Raw genomic sequence first — 18,163 nt, 5'->3', positions numbered from 1 at the left:
GTTGCTTACTTCTCCTTGTCTTTAAATTTTGCTTCTATGAGGGGTATAATCTCCTTAGGAACAAACAGGCTGATATCTCCCCCATACGACGCAAATTCCTTTGCGACTGTAGAACTTAAATAAGAATACTTTAGAGATGTTGTCATAAACAATGTCTCTAACTCAGGATACTGGACTTTATTAGACTGAGCCAACTGAATTTCGTTTTCGAAATCAGTAACAGCTCTAAGTCCTCTGATAATAACCTGAGCATCTTTTTTCTTGGCGAAATCGACTAGTAATCCTTCGAAACATTCTACTTTTACATTGCCTAAATTTTCAGTCAATTCCTTTATCATGTTAACACGTTCCTCAATGGAAAACAACGGATTTTTTTGTTTGTTATTGAGAACGCCAATGATTAACTCATCACATAATTTGCTAGCTCTTTTGATAATATCCAAGTGTCCAAATGTGATTGGATCAAAACTACCAGGATAAATTGCTCTATTCATTTTACGCCTTCTTTATAAATAAATGCTTATTTGTCTTATATATTTTTTCTTTGGTGATTTCATACCCCAAATCACCAACATAATCAAAATCAGTTTCTAAAGATGCCTCAACTATAATCAATGTATCCTCTGATACACTCTTAAGATTTGATAATGTCTCAAGAACCTGTTTTTCGATTAATTTATTGTAAGGAGGATCCATAAAAATCACATCGAAAACTTCGTGATTATTTAATCTGTTCAAAACAGAAAAAACATCCTCTTTATACAATGTACAGTTATCTCCAAATTTTGCTTTGGAAATATTTTTCTCTATGCAAGCTATTGCTTTTTTATCTTTTTCTACAAAAATAGCTTCTCTAGCACCGCGGCTAAGAGCCTCAAGACCAATCTGACCACTTCCAGAAAATAAATCCAAGAAATATGAATCATATATTTCTGGAGCAATCATATTAAACAAAGTCTCTTTTATTCTGTCTGATGTAGGGCGAGTATCTAAGCCTTCAGGAGTCTCTAAAAGCATTCCTCGCTTACTACCTGAAATTATTCTCATTTATTATCCTATCTCATCCATGCAATCTGATAAAAGCTGAAGTGCTTCATCTGCTGCCTGATGTCTAACCTGGCTTCTGTCACCTGATAAATTAAGCTGTCTAACCTGACATTTATCATCGTATGCGCAGGCTATATATACAAGTCCAACAGGCTTCTCAGGCGAGCCACCTCCTGGCCCTGCAATTCCAGTAGATGCAATACCAAAATCCGCGTGAGCTTTCTTTCGAACGCCCATAGCCATCTCTTTTGCTGTCTGAGTACTAACAGCCCCATACTGCATCAGAGTACTCTCTTTAACAGAAAGATTTCGCATCTTAGCCTCGTTGGAATAAGTGATATATCCCTCGTTGAAGCAATCAGAAGCACCTGCAATGTCTACAATACTGCTAGCTATCAAACCACCAGTACAAGACTCAGCAGTTGCAACAGTCATTTTCATTGATGCAAGTCTATCAACTATTACAGATGCATCCATTAGTTCTGCTCCTTAAGAACAGCGCTATTCTGATAAATATAAATTACAAGTGAAAGAATTGTCATTACAAGTGCAACCCACTTAAGGATTTCTCCAACTATCTGAAGTGGAGCAAATGGAATATTTGCAACAAGAATGATAATCATAAACATCTGTGTAACTGTCTTAATCTTGCCAAAGATGTTAGCTGCAATAACAATACCATTTTCAGCAGCAATAAGTCTGAAACCAGAAATAATAAACTCTCTAGCAATAATAATAATTACGAACCAGCTGTAAAGTTGTTTTGTCTCGATTAAGCAAATCATTGCAGAGCAAACAAGAAGCTTGTCTGCAAGTGGATCCATAAACTTGCCAAAGTTGGTAACTAAATTGTACTTGCGTGCAATCTTACCATCTAGCATATCTGTAAGGGATGCAATAATAAATATAACGTCTGCAATAATGCGGAGTGTCATATCATCATTATGAGCATGTCCTAGTAAAAGTAAAACTACAAAAAATGGAATTAATAGTACTCTTACGATTGTTAATTTGTTAGGTAAATTCATAACTTTACATCTCCTATTAAATCATATTCATCAAAGCTAGTAACGGTAACATCAACAAACTGACCGCTAGTAAGCTCAATGTCACTATTAACAAATATAAATCCATCAACAGATGGTGTATCTCTATAAGTACGCCCTATAAATACTCCATCCTCCGGTAACTTACCTTCTATGAATGTAGGAATAGTACGACCTACGTATGTTTTATTATTTGAAAGACAAATATCTTTTTGAGCAAGCATAACCTCGTCTACCCAGCGATGCTTAAGCTCCTCATCAACTTGATTAGGCCATGCAGCTGCTACTGTTCCATCTTCTGGAGAATATGCAAAAGCACCTAATCTATCGAATTTCATATCGGCAATGAAATCAAGGAGCTCCCTATGCATCTCTTCTGTCTCTCCAGGAAAACCACAGATAAGTGTAGTCCTAAGAGAAATATCCGGCATAGCCTGACGAAGTCTAGATGCAATTGCCATAATATCTGCTTTGTTAGTCTTGCGGCCCATTTTCTTAAGAATATCATCATTGCAATGCTGGATTGGCATATCTATGTAATGACATATCTTAGGCTCGCTGGCCATACAGTCGATAAGCTCATCAGTAATCTCCTCTGGATAAGCATATAAAATACGAATCCACTTAATTCCATCGATTTCACAGAGCTTATGCAATAAATCTGGAAGTGATTTTTTGCCGTAGAGATCAACGCCATAAACGGTAGTCTCCTGAGCAACAACAATCAATTCCTGAACGCCGTCTGCAGCAAGCTGCTTAGCCTCTGCAATAACCTGTTCCATAGGAACCGAACGATAATCACCTCGAATATAAGGGATAATGCAATATGTACAGCGCTTATTGCAACCCTCAGCTATTTTTAGATAAGCAAAATGGCCACCAGTTGTAAGAACACGTCTACCATCTCTAGGAAGGCCAACTAGATCCTTTTTAACAACTGGCTTAATTCCTTTATTCTCTAAAACTTTATCGATTGTATTCAAAAGCTCATCGTAGGAATTGGTGCCGATGATTGCATCAACCTCAGGTAAATCAGCTAGTATCTCATCTGTAAATCGCTGTGCGAGACAGCCGGTCACAATGAGAGCCTTAAGATTACCCTCAGTTTTGTAGGCACCCATATCGATAATATTTTGAATACTCTCCTCCATTGCATCTGCAATAAAAGAGCATGTATTAACAACAATAATGTCTGCTTCAGCCTCGTCATCACAAATTGTATATCCGTGATCAATCAAATCACCAAGCATATGCTCAGAGTCTACGAGGTTCTTGTCGCAGCCAAGAGAAACAAATAAAACTTTCATAAATTAGTTGTTTGTATCCTCGTTGATAATCTTGATTGCGCCTTCATTTAACTCATTAACAGCAATAGAAAGTGGCTTGTCGCCTGGCTTATGATTGATAAGTGGCTCTGCACCGTCGATGATCTGACGTGCTCTCTTAGATGTTGCAGCAACGATTGTATAACGGCTATTTACAACTGGCTCCTCACCAACCTCAACATTCTCATTAACCTTTTCCATAAGCTCTACATAAGATGGATGTATCATAATTAATTACTCCTTTCAAATACCTTTAATTGTTCTTTCATCTCGTTGATTGTCAAAGTATTTCTGCATACTCTGAAATGTTCAGCTTGAATTATATTATGAACCTGATCAACTGCCTTTTCTAAGGAATCGTTGATAATCAGGTAGTCATAGCTATCCATGATTTCAGCCTCTGTGTTAGAAATAGCAAGTCTCTGTGCAATAACATCATCAGTCTCTGTGCCTCTTCCAACAAGTCTGTTTTTAAGCTCTTCAGCAGATGGTGGCATTGTAAATAACAAAAGCGCATCTGGATACATTTTCTTAACCTGAAGTGCACCGTGGGTGTCAATCTCAAGAATGACGTCCTTCCTACGGTCTATTAATTGTTCAACGTAAGCTCTTGGTGTACCGTATGAATTGCCATTGAATGTGGCATATTCAAGGAGCTCGCCTTTTTTAATCATCTCTTCAAACTCTTCTTTTGTCTTGAAGAAATACTCTCTGCCCTCTTTTTCACCTGCACGCATGTCACGAGTAGTGGCAGAAATAGATAGATTATAATCTTGTGGATGTGCTTCAAGCAAATGCTTCATGATAGTGCCTTTGCCAGCACCTGAAAAGCCAGATAATACAACCACCAGGCCTTTGTCATGCATCATAATCTAAATCCTCCTTTATGAAATTGTCGCTAATTCTAGCGGAAATTGTCTCAGGCATAAGGGCTGATAAAACAACATGTGAATCACACACAATAACAGCTCTTGTACGTCTACCTTGTGTAGCATCAATAATATTGCCCTTTTCCTTGGCACCAGCAACAATTCTCTTAGCTGGTGCGGAATCAGAGGTAAGCATAGATACTATCTTTTTGCTATTTATAATATTTCCAAAACCTATATTTACAAATGCCATAATTACTCTATGTTTTGAATCTGTTCTCTAACCTTTTCAATAAGTGTCTTTAGGGTAATGCCAATATCGGCAATCTCTACATCTGTAGACTTAGAAAGGATTGTGTTGGCCTCTCTATTAAGCTCCTGTGCAAGGAAATCAAGCTTGCGACCAACCTCCTTATCAAGATCAAATACTCCTCTAGTCTCTGAAACGTGGCTCTTAAGACGAACCATCTCCTCGTCAATGCAAATCTTATCAGCGTAGATGACAACCTCTTGGGCAACCCTTGCCTCGTCTATATGGGTATCCTCTAATAGCTCTGATACCTTGGTCTTAAGACGAGCTCTATACTCCTCGATAATCTGAGGGCTTCTAGCCTCTAATCTATCAACAAGGACAAGCATCTCGTCCATCTTAGCAATAAGGTCAGTCTCTAGTCTGTTACCCTCAGCAATACGGCTATCAACAAACTGAGCAACACAAGCATCAAGGGCCTCGAGAACTAATGTCTTAAGACTATCCTCATCTGCCTCCATCTCCTCAAGCTCAATAACATCTGGAAGACGAGAAATGCTGCTAGCTTTCATGTCATTATCGATGCCAAGCTTGTCGGCCATTGCTGAAATTGAATCGTAGTATTTTTGAGCAATAGCATCGTTAATTGAAACCTGATAACAAGCATCTGAATGCTCGTTTAGAGTAATATAAACGTCGACCTTGCCTCTAAATACGCTTTCGCTGATTTTATTACGAATTGTGCTCTCTAAAAAATTGAGCTTCTTAGGAAGTTTGATATTCAAATCTAGATATCTGTGATTAACAGATTTCATTTCAATTGTGACACGAGCGTCTGAATTTTCGGCAATTCCCTTGCCATATCCCGTCATGCTACGAACCATGTGAGTATCCTCTTTCTCTATGTAACTTTGCATAATAATCCACTTTTACATAGTTGTTTTTAATTATAATTAAATGTATCATAATAGTCAATTAAATCCGCATTAGAATAAGAAAGGAATACTAGATTAATGGCACTAGACGGCATATCTATTCATGCCCTTGTGGATGAATTTAATAACCTACTTTTAAATGGAAAAATAAATAAAATTTCTCAGCCTGAGCGAGAGGAACTTTTAATAACAATCAACACTCAAAATGGAAATAAGCGCCTTTTGATTTCTGCTAACGCTTCTCTTCCATTTATCTACATAACTGATGAAAACAAGCCAGCTCCTGCAACAGCTCCAGGCTTTTGTATGTTGCTAAGAAAACACATTGGAGCTGGACGTATTATTGAGATTCAGCAGATGGGTCTTGAGCGAGCTATTCGCTTTAAGATTCAGCATTTAAATGATATGGGGGATATCACCTTCAAATACCTTTATGTAGAAATAATGGGCAAGCATTCTAATATCATTTTCTGTAATGAAGAAAACATGATATTAGATTCAATTAAGCACGTGCCTTCATCTGTAAGTTCTGTCAGAGAAGTTTTACCTGGCCGAGATTATTTCATCCCAGCTCAGGAAGGAAAAATCAATCCTTTAGAATCTACAGAGGATTATTTCAAAAATCAGGTTTTAAAGAAAAGTAACTCCATTTATAAGGCATTAATCTCCTCATTTATTGGATTAAGCCCTACTATTACAAATGAAATTTGTTATCGAGCTGGAATAGATTCTGATGCTGCCTGCGCTTCTCTCTTTGATGAGCACAAAGACAGACTTTATAAGGCATTTATAGAGCTAATCGATGACGTAAAAAACAACAAATACAATTTTAATATTTACATCAATCCGGCTAACAACGAGCCAGTTGAATATGCGCCTATAGAACTTAAAATGTATCAGGACATGTCGTCAAATAGCTACGAAACTATGTCTGAAATACTTGTTCAGTACTATGCAAAGCGCAACAAATACACTAATATTCGACAAAAGTCATCAGATTTAAGAAAAATCATTTCAAATCATATTGAGCGAGCTTCTAAGAAGCTAGATCTACAGTCTAAACAGTTAAAAGATACTGAAAAACGTGATAAATATAAGATATATGGCGAGCTACTTCACACCTACGGTTACGAAGCTAAGCCAAATGATAAATCAATCACAGTAATTAATTACTATGACAACAAGGAACTGACTATTCCTTTGGATCCGGATTTATCTGCATCTGATAACGCTAAAAAGTATTTTGATAAATATGCCAAATTAAAGCGTACCGCCGAGGCATTAGACACATATATTGAGCAATCTAAAACTGAACTTGAACTTTTAAAATCTATCGAGACAGCCCTTAACATTGCCGAGACTGAAACAGATCTGGCTGATATTAGACGAGAGCTTTCTGACCATGGGTTTATCAAAAAACACACTGGTAACAAGAAAGAAAAATCAAAGAAAAGCAAGCCTCTACACTTTGTAGATGACAATGGGTTTGATATATATGTAGGTAAAAATAATTATCAGAATGACGAGCTTACATTCAAGTTTGCAACAGGAAATGACTGGTGGTTTCATACCAAAAAGATACATGGCAGTCATGTCATTGTTAAAACAAATGGAAAAGAACTTCCTGATAGTACCTATGAGCACGCTGCTGAACTGGCCGCTTATTACTCTTCTGGAAGAGATACTGACAAAGTTGAAATTGATTATCTCCAAAAGAAGAACGTAAAAAAGCCCACTAGCGCTGTAGCAGGCTTTGTAGTATATTACACTAACTATTCAATGGTTGTCACACCTACACTAGAGCACGTAAAACTGGTTAGTGAGGAATGAATTTAATGTGGACCTTAGCTTAGGATGATTATCCAGGCTAGGGTCTTTTTTTAACAGCTCTTCTACATCCTGGCTGGCCATCTCTAGCTCATCAGCATCCTGATAGATATCAGCCACTTTAAAGCTAAATTCACCGCTTTGTCTTACGCCAAACATATCTCCTGGGCCTCTTAATTTAAGATCTTCTCTAGCTATGAAGAATCCATCGTTTGATTTAAGCATTATATTTAGTCGCTCAGACTCTCTATTATCAGAGCTAGAATTCATTAGGATACAGTAACTTTGAGCACTGCCTCTTCCCACTCTGCCCCTGAGCTGATGAAGTGCTGCAAGTCCAAATCTATTGGCATTTTCTATCATCATAACAGTTGCATTGGGAACATTAACACCTACTTCTACAACTGTTGTAGACACAAGGATTTGAGTCTTATGATTAGCGAAATCCTCCATTACCTGGTTCTTATCAGCTGGCTTCATTTTTCCATGTAAAACACCAATGGAATAAGCACCGTCAAAGTATTCGTTAAGCTTTTTACTGTAGTCAGTAACATTTTGTGCTTCTGTTGTCTCTGAAGCCTCAACCAATGGACAAATAATATATACCTGATGTCCCTTAGCAATTTCATCGCTGACGAATTTGTATGCAGTCTTTCGCATACTTTCTTTGATAACACAAGTTTTAATAGGCAATCTATTTGCTGGGAGTTCTTTTATAGCAGAAACATGCATATTGCCATATAAAATCATAGCAAGCGTTCTTGGAATAGGTGTAGCTGACATAACAATAATATGAGGATGCTCACCTTTGGAAGAAAGCTTATCACGCTGCTGAACTCCAAATCTATGTTGCTCATCAGTTATAACAAGTGCTAAGTTTCCGAACTCTCGCCCCTCAGAAATAAGAGCATGGGTTCCAACAATTAAACAAGAGTCATTCTCAGCCACTAGCTTTGCCATAGCCTTTTTTTCTGAGGCTTTCATAGAGCCTGTAAACAGGGCTACAGGAATATTAAGGCCTGCATTTTCAACCCATTTTACAAATCCCTCATAGTGCTGCTTGGCAAGTACCTCTGTTGGAGCCATAATAGCTGCTTGATAACCTGATAAGGCAACATCTAACATGGCAAGAAATGCCACTATTGTCTTTCCGGAGCCTACATCTCCCTGAATAAGTCTCTGGGTAACATACTCGCCTTGAATATCAGACAAAATATCATTAAATACCTTATCCTGATCTCTAGTAAGGGCAAACTGAAGAGAGTTTCTAAAATCATCAGTCTGACTATGATGAGAAATCCTAAATTTATTGGGATAAGATACACTTTTATCTTCTTGAAGCCTTGAATTTAAAATAAAGAAAAACATCTCTTCATAGGCAAGACGCTTCCTCGCCTTTACAAGCTCATCAAAATTTTCAGGAAAATGATAAGTCTTTAGAGCCTGACTATAAGTTAAAAAATTGTTCTTATCTTCTATTTCATCAGGAAGTCTTTTCTCTGGCAACTTACAATTATCAAGTGCTGCCTTTACTGATTTTAGAACCAGATTATTGCTAAGTCCCTTTGTTAAATGATAAATCGGTTGAATTTGATTTCTCAGTTCCTCATACTTTTCTGTCTCAAATATAAGTGGTTGAGATATTTTATATCGATTTTTATCAAAAACAAGCCTTCCATAGAATACATATACTTTCCCAGGCTCAAGAGAGGATTTTAAATAATTTGAGTTAAACCAAACTAAATCAACTGGTATATCTCCCACAAATGCCGTAGCTGAAAGCACATCTATCCTGCTCTTTGAACGAAAAACCTTTGGGCTAGTTTTAATTCTACCTGCAATACTTATTAAAGAATTAACGTTATCTGGATTAGGTGTAGAAACTTCCGGATAAATCAGATATGTGCGCGGAAAAAAAAGGAGTATATCCTCTATGGTATATACTCCTAATTTGTTAAGTAATTTAGTTGTCTTTTCTCCGACACCCTTAATAGTGTCTATAGGCGACAACAGTTCCATCATTTTACTCCACTGAAACGATATATGCATAAACGGCCTGACCACCCTCAGAGATCTCAATCTCAAGATCTGGGTATTTAGCCTCTATAGCAGCGCCAAGCTCTTCTGCCTTGCTCTGATCACTTCCCTCGCCCCAATAAATTGAAACAACAGAAGAATCTTCAGATACCATAAGGTCAATCATCTCTTTAAATGCAACTGAAATATCAGCATTAACTGAAAGAAGACCTGAATCTCCCATTCCCATCCAGTCACCATTCTTGATTTCCTTATCATCAATCATAGTATCACGAACTGCGTATGTAACCTGACCTGTCTTTACATTAGCGATTTCCTCAGTCATAGCTGCCTGATTGTCCTCAACTGATGCATCAGGATCAAATGTAATAAGTGCAGTAATACCCTGAGGAATTGTCTTTGTAGGAATAACTACAATCTGCTTGTCCTCACAGATATCAGCTGCCTGATTAGCAGCAAGGATAATATTTTTATTGTTAGGAAGAACAAATACTGTCTTCGCATTAACCTTTTCAACAGCGCTAAGAATATCATCTGTAGAAGGATTCATTGTCTGACCACCTGGAATCATGTAGTCACAACCAAGCTCTGTGAAGATAGATGTAAGACCCTCACCTGTAGCAATTGAAACAAATCCCATTTCCTTTGCAGGCTCAGCTGGCTCTTCCTTCTTAGGTGCTTCAACAGCAACTGTCTCAGCTCCCTCTTCTGCTATCTTGATATCAGAAATCTCACCAACTGCAATCTTTTCGATTTTAGCCTGGATTTCCTTGAGCTGATATGAAGCAAGTGGTGCATCAGCCTCAACCACAAACTCAACAATATATTTAGTCTTAATAGGTGCAGGAGCAGCCTCAGCCTCAGAAGCATAGTCTACATCCTTACCAATAAGAGCATCATAAGCACCCTGAAGTACGCATACAAGACCCTGTCCACCAGAATCAACTACGCCAGCCTGCTTAAGTACAGGAAGCATATCTGGAGTCTTAGCAAGTGTAGCCTCAGCCTCAGCAATAACTGCCTCGCAGAATGCTACGATATCTTTTGTTCTGCCCTTCATCGAAACAGCCTTGTCAGCAGCTCCTCTAGCTACTGTAAGAATAGTACCTTCCTTAGGCTGCATAACTGCCTTGTAAGCTGTCTGAACGGCCTTCTCAAAAGCCTCACTTAAAATATCAACTGTAACTTCATCATAACCCGAAACAACCTTGGCGAAGCCACGGAAAAGCTGAGATAAAATAACACCTGAGTTACCTCTGGCACCTCTAAGTGAACCAGAAGAAATAGCCTTAACTACTGTCTTCATATCTGCATTATCAAGCTCCTTAACAGCATTAGCTGCAGACATGATAGTCATTGTCATATTTGTACCTGTATCTCCATCAGGAACAGGGAAAACGTTTAATTCATTTATCCACTCTTTTTTGGCTTCGAGATTCTTTGCTCCCGAAAGAAACATCTTTGCTAACAAAGACGCATCGATAGTTTGGATCTCCACTATAAATTGCCTCCTTAGTCAATAACTCTTACGCCTTCAACGTAAATGTTGATAGTATCTACAGTCAAACCAGTAAATGAAGATACCTTGAATTTTACTGTCTCAATAAGGTTTTCTGCAACAGCTTCGATGCTTACACCATAAGAAACAATAACATGAAAATCAATAGAAATAACATTGTCATCTGAGATAACAGCATTAATTCCATGATTTAGATAATCTTTTTTCAAAAGCTTAACCAAGCCGTCCTTCATATTAACAGCTGCCATACCAACAATGCCAAAGCATTCAACAGCAACTGAACCAGCATAAGTTGCGATTACATCAGTGTCTATTACAATCTTACCAAGTTCTGTTTCCATTTGACCTTGCATAAAATTATACCTCCAAATTCGCATATTTAGTCATGATGACTCATTATATACTAAATGACTAAAAAATGAAAGTAAGTATTGGTACATCCTATCAACATCTAGCGAGAAAATTCACACATCTAGAAATTTATACCCTAAATCTTGGCATAAAAAAAGTCACCCTTCCGAGTGACTTTCAATATCGTGTAAGATTAAGCACGCTCAACCTTGCCAGAACGTAAACAAGAAGTACATACATATAACTTCTTAGGTGTTCCATTCACATTACACTTAACGGACTTCACATTAGACTTCCACATATGATTGGATCTTCTATGAGAATGGCTCACATTGTTACCGAAATGAGCGCCTTTTCCACAAACTGCACATTTTGCCATGATTGCACCTCCTTGTAAAAATATTTCAAAAACCAAGTGTGCGTTTTACGCAACAAATGGATTATAGCAAAGCAAATAGTAAATTGCAATGATTTTTTCAAGAATTATTGAAAATAAGCCTCAAACACCTTGGCTGCCAAAGGGGCTGCGTATTTGCTTCCATATCCTGCACCTTCCATGATAACAGCTACAGCTAGCTTATTTCCATTATCGTCTACCGCGTATCCAACAAACCATGAATGAGTAACGCTTTTATCTTCTGTATACTCAGCTGTACCAGTCTTACCATATACAGTCAGTTCCTCGCCAAAATTAACTTTTTCAGCAGTTCCCTCCTCTACTACAGCAGCCATATAGCTTTGTAATAACTGAGACTCTTCCTTAGTAAGTAACTGGCCATATTCTACTGGCTCTGTCTGACTTACAAGCTGTCCATCGGCACTAATAAGCTTATCTGCCAAATATGGTTCCATAAGCACGCCATCGTTAGCAATAGCAGAAACAATCATACACATATGAAGAGGAGATACTGTAGTACTGCCCTGTCCTATGGCTGTTTGTGCCACTATACTATCCTTTGTTTTGTCATCAATTTTAAAGCTAGATTTCTTTGTAGTATCTAATAAAGTAGGAAGCGTAGTGTTAAACAGCAAATCCTCTGAAGTGCCTATAAATGCATTTCTATCAAGCTCTAATCCCATATAAGCATAGGCGCTGTTACATGAATTAGAAAAAGCCTTTAAAAGGTCCTCACTACCGTGCTTTTTATTGCCGCTACAGTGAATAGTATAGTCATCTATTTCGAACTTACCGTTGCAGCTATAAGAAAAAGTGTCATCACCATTATTGGCTCTTAAATAAGCTAATGTAGTAACTATTTTAAATGTCGAACCTGGTGGGTAAGCACCAGAAGTAGCTCTGTTCAAAAGTGATGACTTATTCTTAGTACTATCAGTGATATCATCCCAATATTTCGCGATTGTATTAGGATCATAATCAGGCTTAGATACCATGGCAACTATTCGACCAGTATCAGGTTCAATAGCAATTACAGCGCCATCAAACATTCCAAGGCCGTCAAAAGCAGCAAGCTGTGTATCATAATCAAATGTAGTATACAAACTATCCCCAGGGCTCTTTTGGCCAGCTAAATTATTATTAATCTGATCCTCTAGAGTAATATTGGATTTAAGTAAGTCAAATGAATACTGAGCCTCTAACCCAGCCATGCCCTGTCCAACATACCCTACAGCATGACAAAAAAGTCTCTCATCAGGATATACTCTGACTTCATTATCCTCGCTGTCGTATGCGGTCTTTGCAATGACCTTGCCATCGGCAGTATAAATATTACCCCTGACAACATCATCACTAAAGACTGAGAATCGTGAGTTGTAAGCATTATAAATAAATTCTTTGGAACCGTTGTTCACATAGTTACAAAAATAAACAATCATAGCGATGAATAGGCCAAAGAATAGAATTCCAACGATATATATTTCTTTTCTAATTAGTCTGTGTGTCTTTTTATCGATCATGTCGTCTACCCTGTCTAGAATCAAAATAAAGATTGTTAGAACAACTAACTATCAAAAAGCATAACATAAGTGATAGTAATGAATTGCCTCCGTAACTGATAAATGGAAGTGTTACACCAGTGGATGGAATAAACTTTATTACTCCGCCAATATTTAAAATGGTCTGAACTGCAAAAAGAACTGCAATTCCACTACTTACAAGCATATAAAAACTGTTATTACAATTAAAAGCAGCGTTTAAAATCAACATAACAGTACATGCAAAGCAAACAATAAGGCAAACTCCTACAATTGCACCCATCTCCTCGGAAATAGCCGCAAAAATAAAATCCATAGTAACAACAGGTATTTTGTTAGGCATACCCTTGTTAAGACCTGAACCAAGCCATCCACCAGTACCAATTGCAAATAAAGACTGAGATATCTGATACCCCTTATCATCTACAACTGAAAGAGGATCTGTCCAAGCGATAAATCTAGTCTGAATATGTGGAAAATAATGATATGCCAATATACCGCCTATTGTAGCCACACCTATCTCAAGGGATAAAACAATATAATTTTTGTATGCAATAAACATAACAAAAACATATGCCGTTAAGAATATAAGGGCGGTTCCCAAATCTCTTGCCAAAACAAGAGCAACCACATGCACAGCAGAACCTATAGATGCAATTAAAAATCCTCTCATATCTTTAAAAGTGACAATGCATCCACTTATAAAAAACAAAAATGAAAGCTTAATAAATTCACTAGGTTGAAATCTAATTGGTCCTGCAGCAAATGATAATTTAGCTCCATTTTCAACCTGTCCAAAGAAGGCAACTATCAAAAGAAGAATAATACCAACGATGGCGAAAATATACATAAAACGCTCTATTCTATCAACATATTTCAGGCCCATAATAACAAGCAAGGAAATAACAAGCGTTATAAATAAAAAAATCATATGCTTTGCTGCAAACTCTGTTTTAAGTCTAGCAAGAGCTATAATTCCAAAGGAAATAAATAAAAACATGTTATTTATAAGAGCTCTTGGTACAAAAACTGATAGCCTGTACACAGCTACATAAAAGCCTACAAAGAAAATACAAGTAAATATACCAAGCATTATCATGCCAGCATCTTCTTTTGCCATAAATAGCACGAAAGTTCCATTAAAAAGAAACAGAACAACCATAACTGATTGAATAGTTGAAAGTATGCTATATACAGCCTCATTAAGCTTGTATTCAAAAATCTGAACAAGGTCAATGAGGGTAAAAATAAGCACAAAAGATAAAATTGTAATTCGTGAAAATGATGTAATAACGTTAACCAAAGCTATTCCACTCCTCGCTTTAAATGCCCCTTTGTATAGTTATCATGTAGATGAACAGGTTTATTATCAATAAAAATACCCTTATAGGCATCAAGAACCTCTTTTGTCTCTTTATAATTCTCAATAGTAAAATCAAGCCTATATTCCGTTACACCAAGCATATCAAGTTCATCTTTCAAATCAAACGCAACGTACTTTTTACTGTTATAAATAGTGTTATAGCAATAATCACAGTTGCAGGCTACTGAAAATGATTCATTTTTTCTGTCAACAATAGTGATAATGTCATTAGACTTTTTGCAATCCACCGTGTTTTTAACTGTGCAATTTGCAGTTATCATCATTGGAATTCTGCTATAGACAATCATCTGAGAGCCCCGATTATCTCTATGTTTAAGCTCCTTAAGGGAAAGCTCATATGGGATACAGTTCAAAGAATATCCTATCTCCTTAAAAAGCTTAATGCTTCTATTGTTAAATGTATAAAGTCTATGGTCTATAATCACCTTATCTAGTGGATAATCTATTTTATTAAGGTATCCTAACTCATCATAGGAACAAGCAATTACACCTGCCGCCTTATCTGGAATAGTAATATTTGAAACATATTCCTCTCTTAGAATAGATGGCAAGGAAATATATACTCCCCCTGAAAATACCTGAGATGCCTTTTCAAATAGATGAATTGGAACGGCAATTTCATCCACAAAATCACTACTGCAGACAGCATCCAATTGTTCTGCTGTAGAAATACTTACAAAGCATCTAGTAGCAGTCCTTCGATTGGATATACTCTTTAATTCTTTAAACTCTACTACAGTCTTAGGCAGTTCATCTACCATCTGACTGGTCGATAGAATATCAATCGCTTCTCTTCTAGCATTTTTAATAGCGGATACAGGAAGAAAAATATCATCGTCATAATCCACATGAATATTGCCCATCACATACTGTGTATTGCCTAGACCAGAAGCAGCCTTAATAATATCTTCTCTAGTAGTAGGCTTATTTTTAGCCTCCTGAACAGTATCCCCAGCAACAATAGCTTCTCTTCCATCTTCTGAAATAAATTTAATAGAAAAATCCTTGCCTTTTAAGGCCTTAATATAACAATCAACAGACTTTTTCTTCTCTGATATATCAACAGTGGCCCCCTCCACCTTCTTATGAGATGGCGCCTCAAAAGTAATCATCTCCGGGCCATTATGTTTGTGAAGATATAAATCCGTAAATCCGCTTCTATTTCCATAGTCTAAAAGCTTTTGAATATCAGACTCTGAAACACTGTAATTCTTAGCTCCTCTATAGAGATATTCATCAATGTAATGACGATATACATTCACAACACCTGTTGCATACTCAAGCTGTTTCATACGGCCTTCAATTTTAAATGAATTAACTCCAGCTTCAATCATTTCAGGTAAATGATTAATAGTGCAGAAATCCTTAGGGCTAAGTATATATTGTCCCTTTTTATTGAGCTTGTTTCCAGCGTCATCAAAAGCATCGTAAGGAAGTCTACATGGCTGAGCGCAACGGCCTCTATTACCAGAACGGCCTCCTAAAATAGATGACATAAGGCACTGACCAGAATAGCAAACACAAAGTGCGCCATGAATAAATGACTCAATCTCTAAATCAGGACAATACTCATGAATAGCACTGATTTCAGAAGTAGAAATCTCCCTGGCTGTAACGATGCGCCTTGCTCCTAAATCCTCAAAAAATTTAGCTCCATATTTAGTACAAAGACTTGCCTGAGTGCTAATGTGAATATGTGTATCAGGAAAATATTCTCTTATAAATGAAAAAACTCCAAAATCCTGAACAATAAATGCATCTATCCCAGCATTTACATAGTCCTTCAAATATGTATAAAGACTGCGCTCTATTTCTGTATTCTTAAGCAATGTATTGACGGTAAGATATGCTCTAGCTCCATGAATATGGGCATAGCGAATAGCCTCTGCAGCTTCTTCCATTGTAAAATTCTTAGCATAAGCTCTGGCACCAAATAAATCGCCGCCAAAATAAACTGCATCTGCTCCTACATTTACCACAGCCTTAAATATTTGCAAATCACCTGCAGGTGAAAGTAATTCCAATTGATTCATAAATAATTCCTTTATAAAAATATAGAGTCCCTTGATTGGGACTCTTAATCATCTGATAATGAACCTAGAAGTGCATCCTCTAAGGAAGCCTCAAGCTTTGTCTTATTGAGAAGGAGCTCTTTGTTTTCCCTCTCTAGCTTTGAAATTGTCTCTTCTAGAGTTTCTGTTTTTAATTGAGCTGAAATCAAATCATGCTTAAGATTATAAATCTCTTGATCACGAATCTGTAGGTCTGATTCAAGTGATTCAACTTGATTTTTGGCTTTAAAATAATCATCTGCAATATTCAACTCTAAAAGTGTTGCCTTTAGGTCAGCCGAAATACGCTTGTAATCATCAATAGCATTAAACTCATCAAGTTTTGAATTGATATAATTCGCTACCTTTTGAAGATATTCTTCTGATTCGTAGCCACTTAACGTATAAACTTTTCCGCCTATAAGCACCTTTGCGCTCTTTTCGGAAACCATAACGTATCCTCCCTAAAGAAATTCATGATTTATTATAACTTTCTTCACATCTAAAAACAAGTATTATAGCCCAATTACAGCCCTGTTAGATGGATTTTTAAAGGGATTTTATGACAGGTTTTCCGGAACAGGCATATTAAAATGCTCATAAGCAACTTTAGTTGCAACCCTTCCCTTTGGAGTTCTAATTATAAGTCCGTGTTGAAGTAAATATGGCTCGTAAACATCCTCTATAGTACCGGAATCTTCACCAACGGTAGCAGCCAGATTATCAAGGCCTACTGGGCCTCCATTAAATCGCTCTATAATAGCAAGCAATATATTTCTATCGTTGTTATCAAGCCCTAAAGTATCTACTTCAAGTGAATCCAAAGTAGCCGCAGCTACTTCCTTTGTAATCTCACCATCATATCTAACTTCTGCGTAATCTCTCACTCTCTTTAGATATCTATTGGCAAGACGAGGGGTGCCTCTAGAACGAAGAGCAATCTGATATGCTCCCTCGTAATCAATCGGTGCATTAAGCTTACTAGCAGATGCAGTAACAATTGTAGAAAGCTCCTCTGGTGTGTAGTAATCCATGTGTCCAATTATTCCAAATCTATCTCTAAGAGGTGCCGAAAGAAGTCCTGGTCTTGTAGTTGCTCCAATTAGAGTAAATCTAGGTAACTTAGTATGGATAGAACGGGCAGTTGTATCCTTGCCCATTACTATATCTACTGCAAAGTCTTCCATTGCAGAATATAAAGTCTCTTCAACAGGCTTAGAAAGACGATGAATCTCATCAATAAAAAGAATATCTCCATCTTTTAATGTCATAAGAACTGCCACTATCTCACCTGGAATTGTAATAGCAGGTCCGGAAGTAACTTTTATATTAGAGCCCATCTCCCCAGCTACGATACCTGCAAGTGTTGTCTTGCCAAGTCCCGGAGGTCCATAAAGCAATACATGGTCTAAGGCATCTCCACGATTTTTGGCAGCCTCAATATATATTTTCATATTTTCCTTAACTTTTGACTGACCAATATATCCATCAAAAGTCTTAGGTCTGAGAGCATTGTCATTAACTAAATCTTCATGACTAGCTATTGTTGATGTGATTTGCTTATTAGTTAACATTTTATTCCCCATT

General features: G+C 37.2%; 19 protein-coding genes. 1 reads left to right on the top strand and 18 read right to left on the bottom strand.

Annotation, left to right across the window (positions count from 1 at the left end):
- Positions 1–5: 5 nt before the first annotated feature.
- Genes coaD through F0Q01_RS04340 form a run of 9 tightly spaced genes read right to left on the bottom strand, consistent with a single transcriptional unit; the run spans position 6 to position 5,454 of the window.
- On the bottom strand, positions 6–494 hold the full coding sequence (coaD, locus tag F0Q01_RS04380) for a pantetheine-phosphate adenylyltransferase (protein ID WP_090486658.1): 489 nt from the start codon (positions 492–494) through the stop codon (positions 6–8).
- A gap of 1 nt (position 495) precedes the next feature.
- A complete protein-coding gene (gene rsmD / locus F0Q01_RS04375) occupies positions 496–1,047 on the bottom strand; it encodes a 16S rRNA (guanine(966)-N(2))-methyltransferase RsmD (RefSeq protein ID WP_090149843.1) in 552 nt (183 codons plus the stop codon).
- Between the two features lie 3 nt (positions 1,048–1,050).
- On the bottom strand, positions 1,051–1,524 hold the full coding sequence (locus F0Q01_RS04370; protein ID WP_090486654.1) for a CinA family protein: 474 nt from the start codon (positions 1,522–1,524) through the stop codon (positions 1,051–1,053).
- Entirely contained in the window at positions 1,524–2,075 is a 552-nt protein-coding gene (gene pgsA / locus F0Q01_RS04365) for a CDP-diacylglycerol--glycerol-3-phosphate 3-phosphatidyltransferase (RefSeq protein WP_090486651.1), read from the bottom strand. The genes F0Q01_RS04370 and pgsA overlap by 1 nt, the downstream gene beginning before the upstream one ends.
- Positions 2,072–3,400 carry a 30S ribosomal protein S12 methylthiotransferase RimO gene (gene rimO / locus F0Q01_RS04360; protein ID WP_090486648.1) on the bottom strand — a complete coding sequence of 443 codons (1,329 nt, stop codon included), beginning with the start codon at positions 3,398–3,400 and terminating at the stop codon, positions 2,072–2,074. The genes pgsA and rimO overlap by 4 nt, the downstream gene beginning before the upstream one ends.
- Before the next feature lie 3 nt (positions 3,401–3,403).
- The gene (gene rpoZ / locus F0Q01_RS04355) at positions 3,404–3,646 is read right to left on the bottom strand and encodes a DNA-directed RNA polymerase subunit omega (RefSeq protein ID WP_090149852.1); all 243 of its coding nucleotides are present in this window, start codon (positions 3,644–3,646) and stop codon (positions 3,404–3,406) included.
- A 2-nt stretch (positions 3,647–3,648) separates the two neighbouring features.
- Positions 3,649–4,284 carry a guanylate kinase gene (gene gmk / locus F0Q01_RS04350; RefSeq protein ID WP_090150035.1) on the bottom strand — a complete coding sequence of 212 codons (636 nt, stop codon included), beginning with the start codon at positions 4,282–4,284 and terminating at the stop codon, positions 3,649–3,651.
- On the bottom strand, positions 4,277–4,540 hold the full coding sequence (locus F0Q01_RS04345) for an extracellular matrix/biofilm biosynthesis regulator RemA family protein (protein WP_090486645.1): 264 nt from the start codon (positions 4,538–4,540) through the stop codon (positions 4,277–4,279). Before F0Q01_RS04345 ends, gmk begins: the two co-directional genes overlap by 8 nt.
- 2 nt (positions 4,541–4,542) lie before the next feature.
- Positions 4,543–5,454: a YicC/YloC family endoribonuclease gene (locus tag F0Q01_RS04340; RefSeq protein WP_242941827.1), complete on the bottom strand. Its 912-nt coding sequence runs from the start codon at positions 5,452–5,454 to the stop codon at positions 4,543–4,545.
- A 96-nt stretch (positions 5,455–5,550) separates the two neighbouring features.
- Between F0Q01_RS04340 and F0Q01_RS04335 the strand changes: the two genes are divergently transcribed.
- The gene (locus F0Q01_RS04335; RefSeq protein ID WP_090486642.1) at positions 5,551–7,302 is read left to right on the top strand and encodes an Rqc2 family fibronectin-binding protein; all 1,752 of its coding nucleotides are present in this window, start codon (positions 5,551–5,553) and stop codon (positions 7,300–7,302) included.
- On the opposite strand, the gene recG is transcribed toward F0Q01_RS04335, so the two are convergent.
- From recG to ruvB, 9 genes are all read right to left on the bottom strand, one after another.
- A complete protein-coding gene (gene recG / locus F0Q01_RS04330; RefSeq protein ID WP_243150646.1) occupies positions 7,270–9,321 on the bottom strand; it encodes an ATP-dependent DNA helicase RecG in 2,052 nt (683 codons plus the stop codon). The genes F0Q01_RS04335 and recG overlap by 33 nt on opposite strands.
- Position 9,322: 1 nt before the next feature.
- Positions 9,323–10,834 carry a DAK2 domain-containing protein gene (locus F0Q01_RS04325; RefSeq protein ID WP_090486636.1) on the bottom strand — a complete coding sequence of 504 codons (1,512 nt, stop codon included), beginning with the start codon at positions 10,832–10,834 and terminating at the stop codon, positions 9,323–9,325.
- Positions 10,835–10,848: 14 nt separating this feature from the next.
- A complete protein-coding gene (locus F0Q01_RS04320; protein ID WP_090486633.1) occupies positions 10,849–11,208 on the bottom strand; it encodes an Asp23/Gls24 family envelope stress response protein in 360 nt (119 codons plus the stop codon).
- A 191-nt stretch (positions 11,209–11,399) separates the two neighbouring features.
- Positions 11,400–11,585 (bottom strand): 50S ribosomal protein L28, encoded by a 186-nt coding sequence (gene rpmB, locus F0Q01_RS04315; protein WP_015549663.1) that lies wholly within the window; start codon positions 11,583–11,585, stop codon positions 11,400–11,402.
- Between the two features lie 104 nt (positions 11,586–11,689).
- Positions 11,690–13,123 (bottom strand): peptidoglycan D,D-transpeptidase FtsI family protein, encoded by a 1,434-nt coding sequence (locus F0Q01_RS04310; protein WP_090486630.1) that lies wholly within the window; start codon positions 13,121–13,123, stop codon positions 11,690–11,692.
- Positions 13,113–14,444, bottom strand: coding sequence for an FtsW/RodA/SpoVE family cell cycle protein (locus F0Q01_RS04305; protein ID WP_090486627.1), 1,332 nt, complete (start codon positions 14,442–14,444; stop codon positions 13,113–13,115). Before F0Q01_RS04305 ends, F0Q01_RS04310 begins: the two co-directional genes overlap by 11 nt.
- Before the next feature lie 2 nt (positions 14,445–14,446).
- Complete coding sequence (locus F0Q01_RS04300; RefSeq protein WP_090486625.1) at positions 14,447–16,558, bottom strand: peptidase U32 family protein; 2,112 nt, start codon at positions 16,556–16,558, stop codon at positions 14,447–14,449.
- Positions 16,559–16,602: 44 nt separating this feature from the next.
- Entirely contained in the window at positions 16,603–17,028 is a 426-nt protein-coding gene (locus tag F0Q01_RS04295; RefSeq protein ID WP_090149874.1) for a cell division protein ZapA, read from the bottom strand.
- 108 nt (positions 17,029–17,136) lie between these two features.
- On the bottom strand, positions 17,137–18,150 hold the full coding sequence (ruvB, locus tag F0Q01_RS04290) for a Holliday junction branch migration DNA helicase RuvB (RefSeq protein ID WP_090149876.1): 1,014 nt from the start codon (positions 18,148–18,150) through the stop codon (positions 17,137–17,139).
- Positions 18,151–18,163 lie beyond the last annotated feature (13 nt).

Origin of the sequence: Pseudobutyrivibrio xylanivorans, from assembly GCF_010906925.1 — a bacterium.
Taxonomy (GTDB): Bacteria; Bacillota; Clostridia; order Lachnospirales; family Lachnospiraceae; genus Pseudobutyrivibrio.
This window is presented reverse-complemented; position numbering and strand designations above follow the sequence as displayed.

What these genes read in the sequence shown, in the direction of transcription:
- F0Q01_RS04370 (WP_090486654.1), bottom strand. Translation starts at nt 1,524, where the DNA reads ATGGATGCATCTGTAATAGTTGATAGACTTGCATCAATGAAAATGACT.
- F0Q01_RS04335 (WP_090486642.1), top strand. Translation starts at nt 5,551, where the DNA reads ATGGCACTAGACGGCATATCTATTCATGCCCTTGTGGATGAATTTAAT.
- F0Q01_RS04340 (WP_242941827.1), bottom strand. Translation starts at nt 5,454, where the DNA reads ATGCAAAGTTACATAGAGAAAGAGGATACTCACATGGTTCGTAGCATG.
- coaD (WP_090486658.1), bottom strand. Translation starts at nt 494, where the DNA reads ATGAATAGAGCAATTTATCCTGGTAGTTTTGATCCAATCACATTTGGA.
- F0Q01_RS04300 (WP_090486625.1), bottom strand. Translation starts at nt 16,558, where the DNA reads ATGAATCAATTGGAATTACTTTCACCTGCAGGTGATTTGCAAATATTT.
- gmk (WP_090150035.1), bottom strand. Translation starts at nt 4,284, where the DNA reads ATGCATGACAAAGGCCTGGTGGTTGTATTATCTGGCTTTTCAGGTGCT.
- rpmB (WP_015549663.1), bottom strand. Translation starts at nt 11,585, where the DNA reads ATGGCAAAATGTGCAGTTTGTGGAAAAGGCGCTCATTTCGGTAACAAT.
- rimO (WP_090486648.1), bottom strand. Translation starts at nt 3,400, where the DNA reads ATGAAAGTTTTATTTGTTTCTCTTGGCTGCGACAAGAACCTCGTAGAC.
- F0Q01_RS04345 (WP_090486645.1), bottom strand. Translation starts at nt 4,540, where the DNA reads ATGGCATTTGTAAATATAGGTTTTGGAAATATTATAAATAGCAAAAAG.
- F0Q01_RS04320 (WP_090486633.1), bottom strand. Translation starts at nt 11,208, where the DNA reads ATGCAAGGTCAAATGGAAACAGAACTTGGTAAGATTGTAATAGACACT.
- rsmD (WP_090149843.1), bottom strand. Translation starts at nt 1,047, where the DNA reads ATGAGAATAATTTCAGGTAGTAAGCGAGGAATGCTTTTAGAGACTCCT.
- F0Q01_RS04310 (WP_090486630.1), bottom strand. Translation starts at nt 13,123, where the DNA reads ATGATCGATAAAAAGACACACAGACTAATTAGAAAAGAAATATATATC.
- rpoZ (WP_090149852.1), bottom strand. Translation starts at nt 3,646, where the DNA reads ATGATACATCCATCTTATGTAGAGCTTATGGAAAAGGTTAATGAGAAT.
- F0Q01_RS04295 (WP_090149874.1), bottom strand. Translation starts at nt 17,028, where the DNA reads ATGGTTTCCGAAAAGAGCGCAAAGGTGCTTATAGGCGGAAAAGTTTAT.
- ruvB (WP_090149876.1), bottom strand. Translation starts at nt 18,150, where the DNA reads ATGTTAACTAATAAGCAAATCACATCAACAATAGCTAGTCATGAAGAT.
- recG (WP_243150646.1), bottom strand. Translation starts at nt 9,321, where the DNA reads ATGATGGAACTGTTGTCGCCTATAGACACTATTAAGGGTGTCGGAGAA.
- pgsA (WP_090486651.1), bottom strand. Translation starts at nt 2,075, where the DNA reads ATGAATTTACCTAACAAATTAACAATCGTAAGAGTACTATTAATTCCA.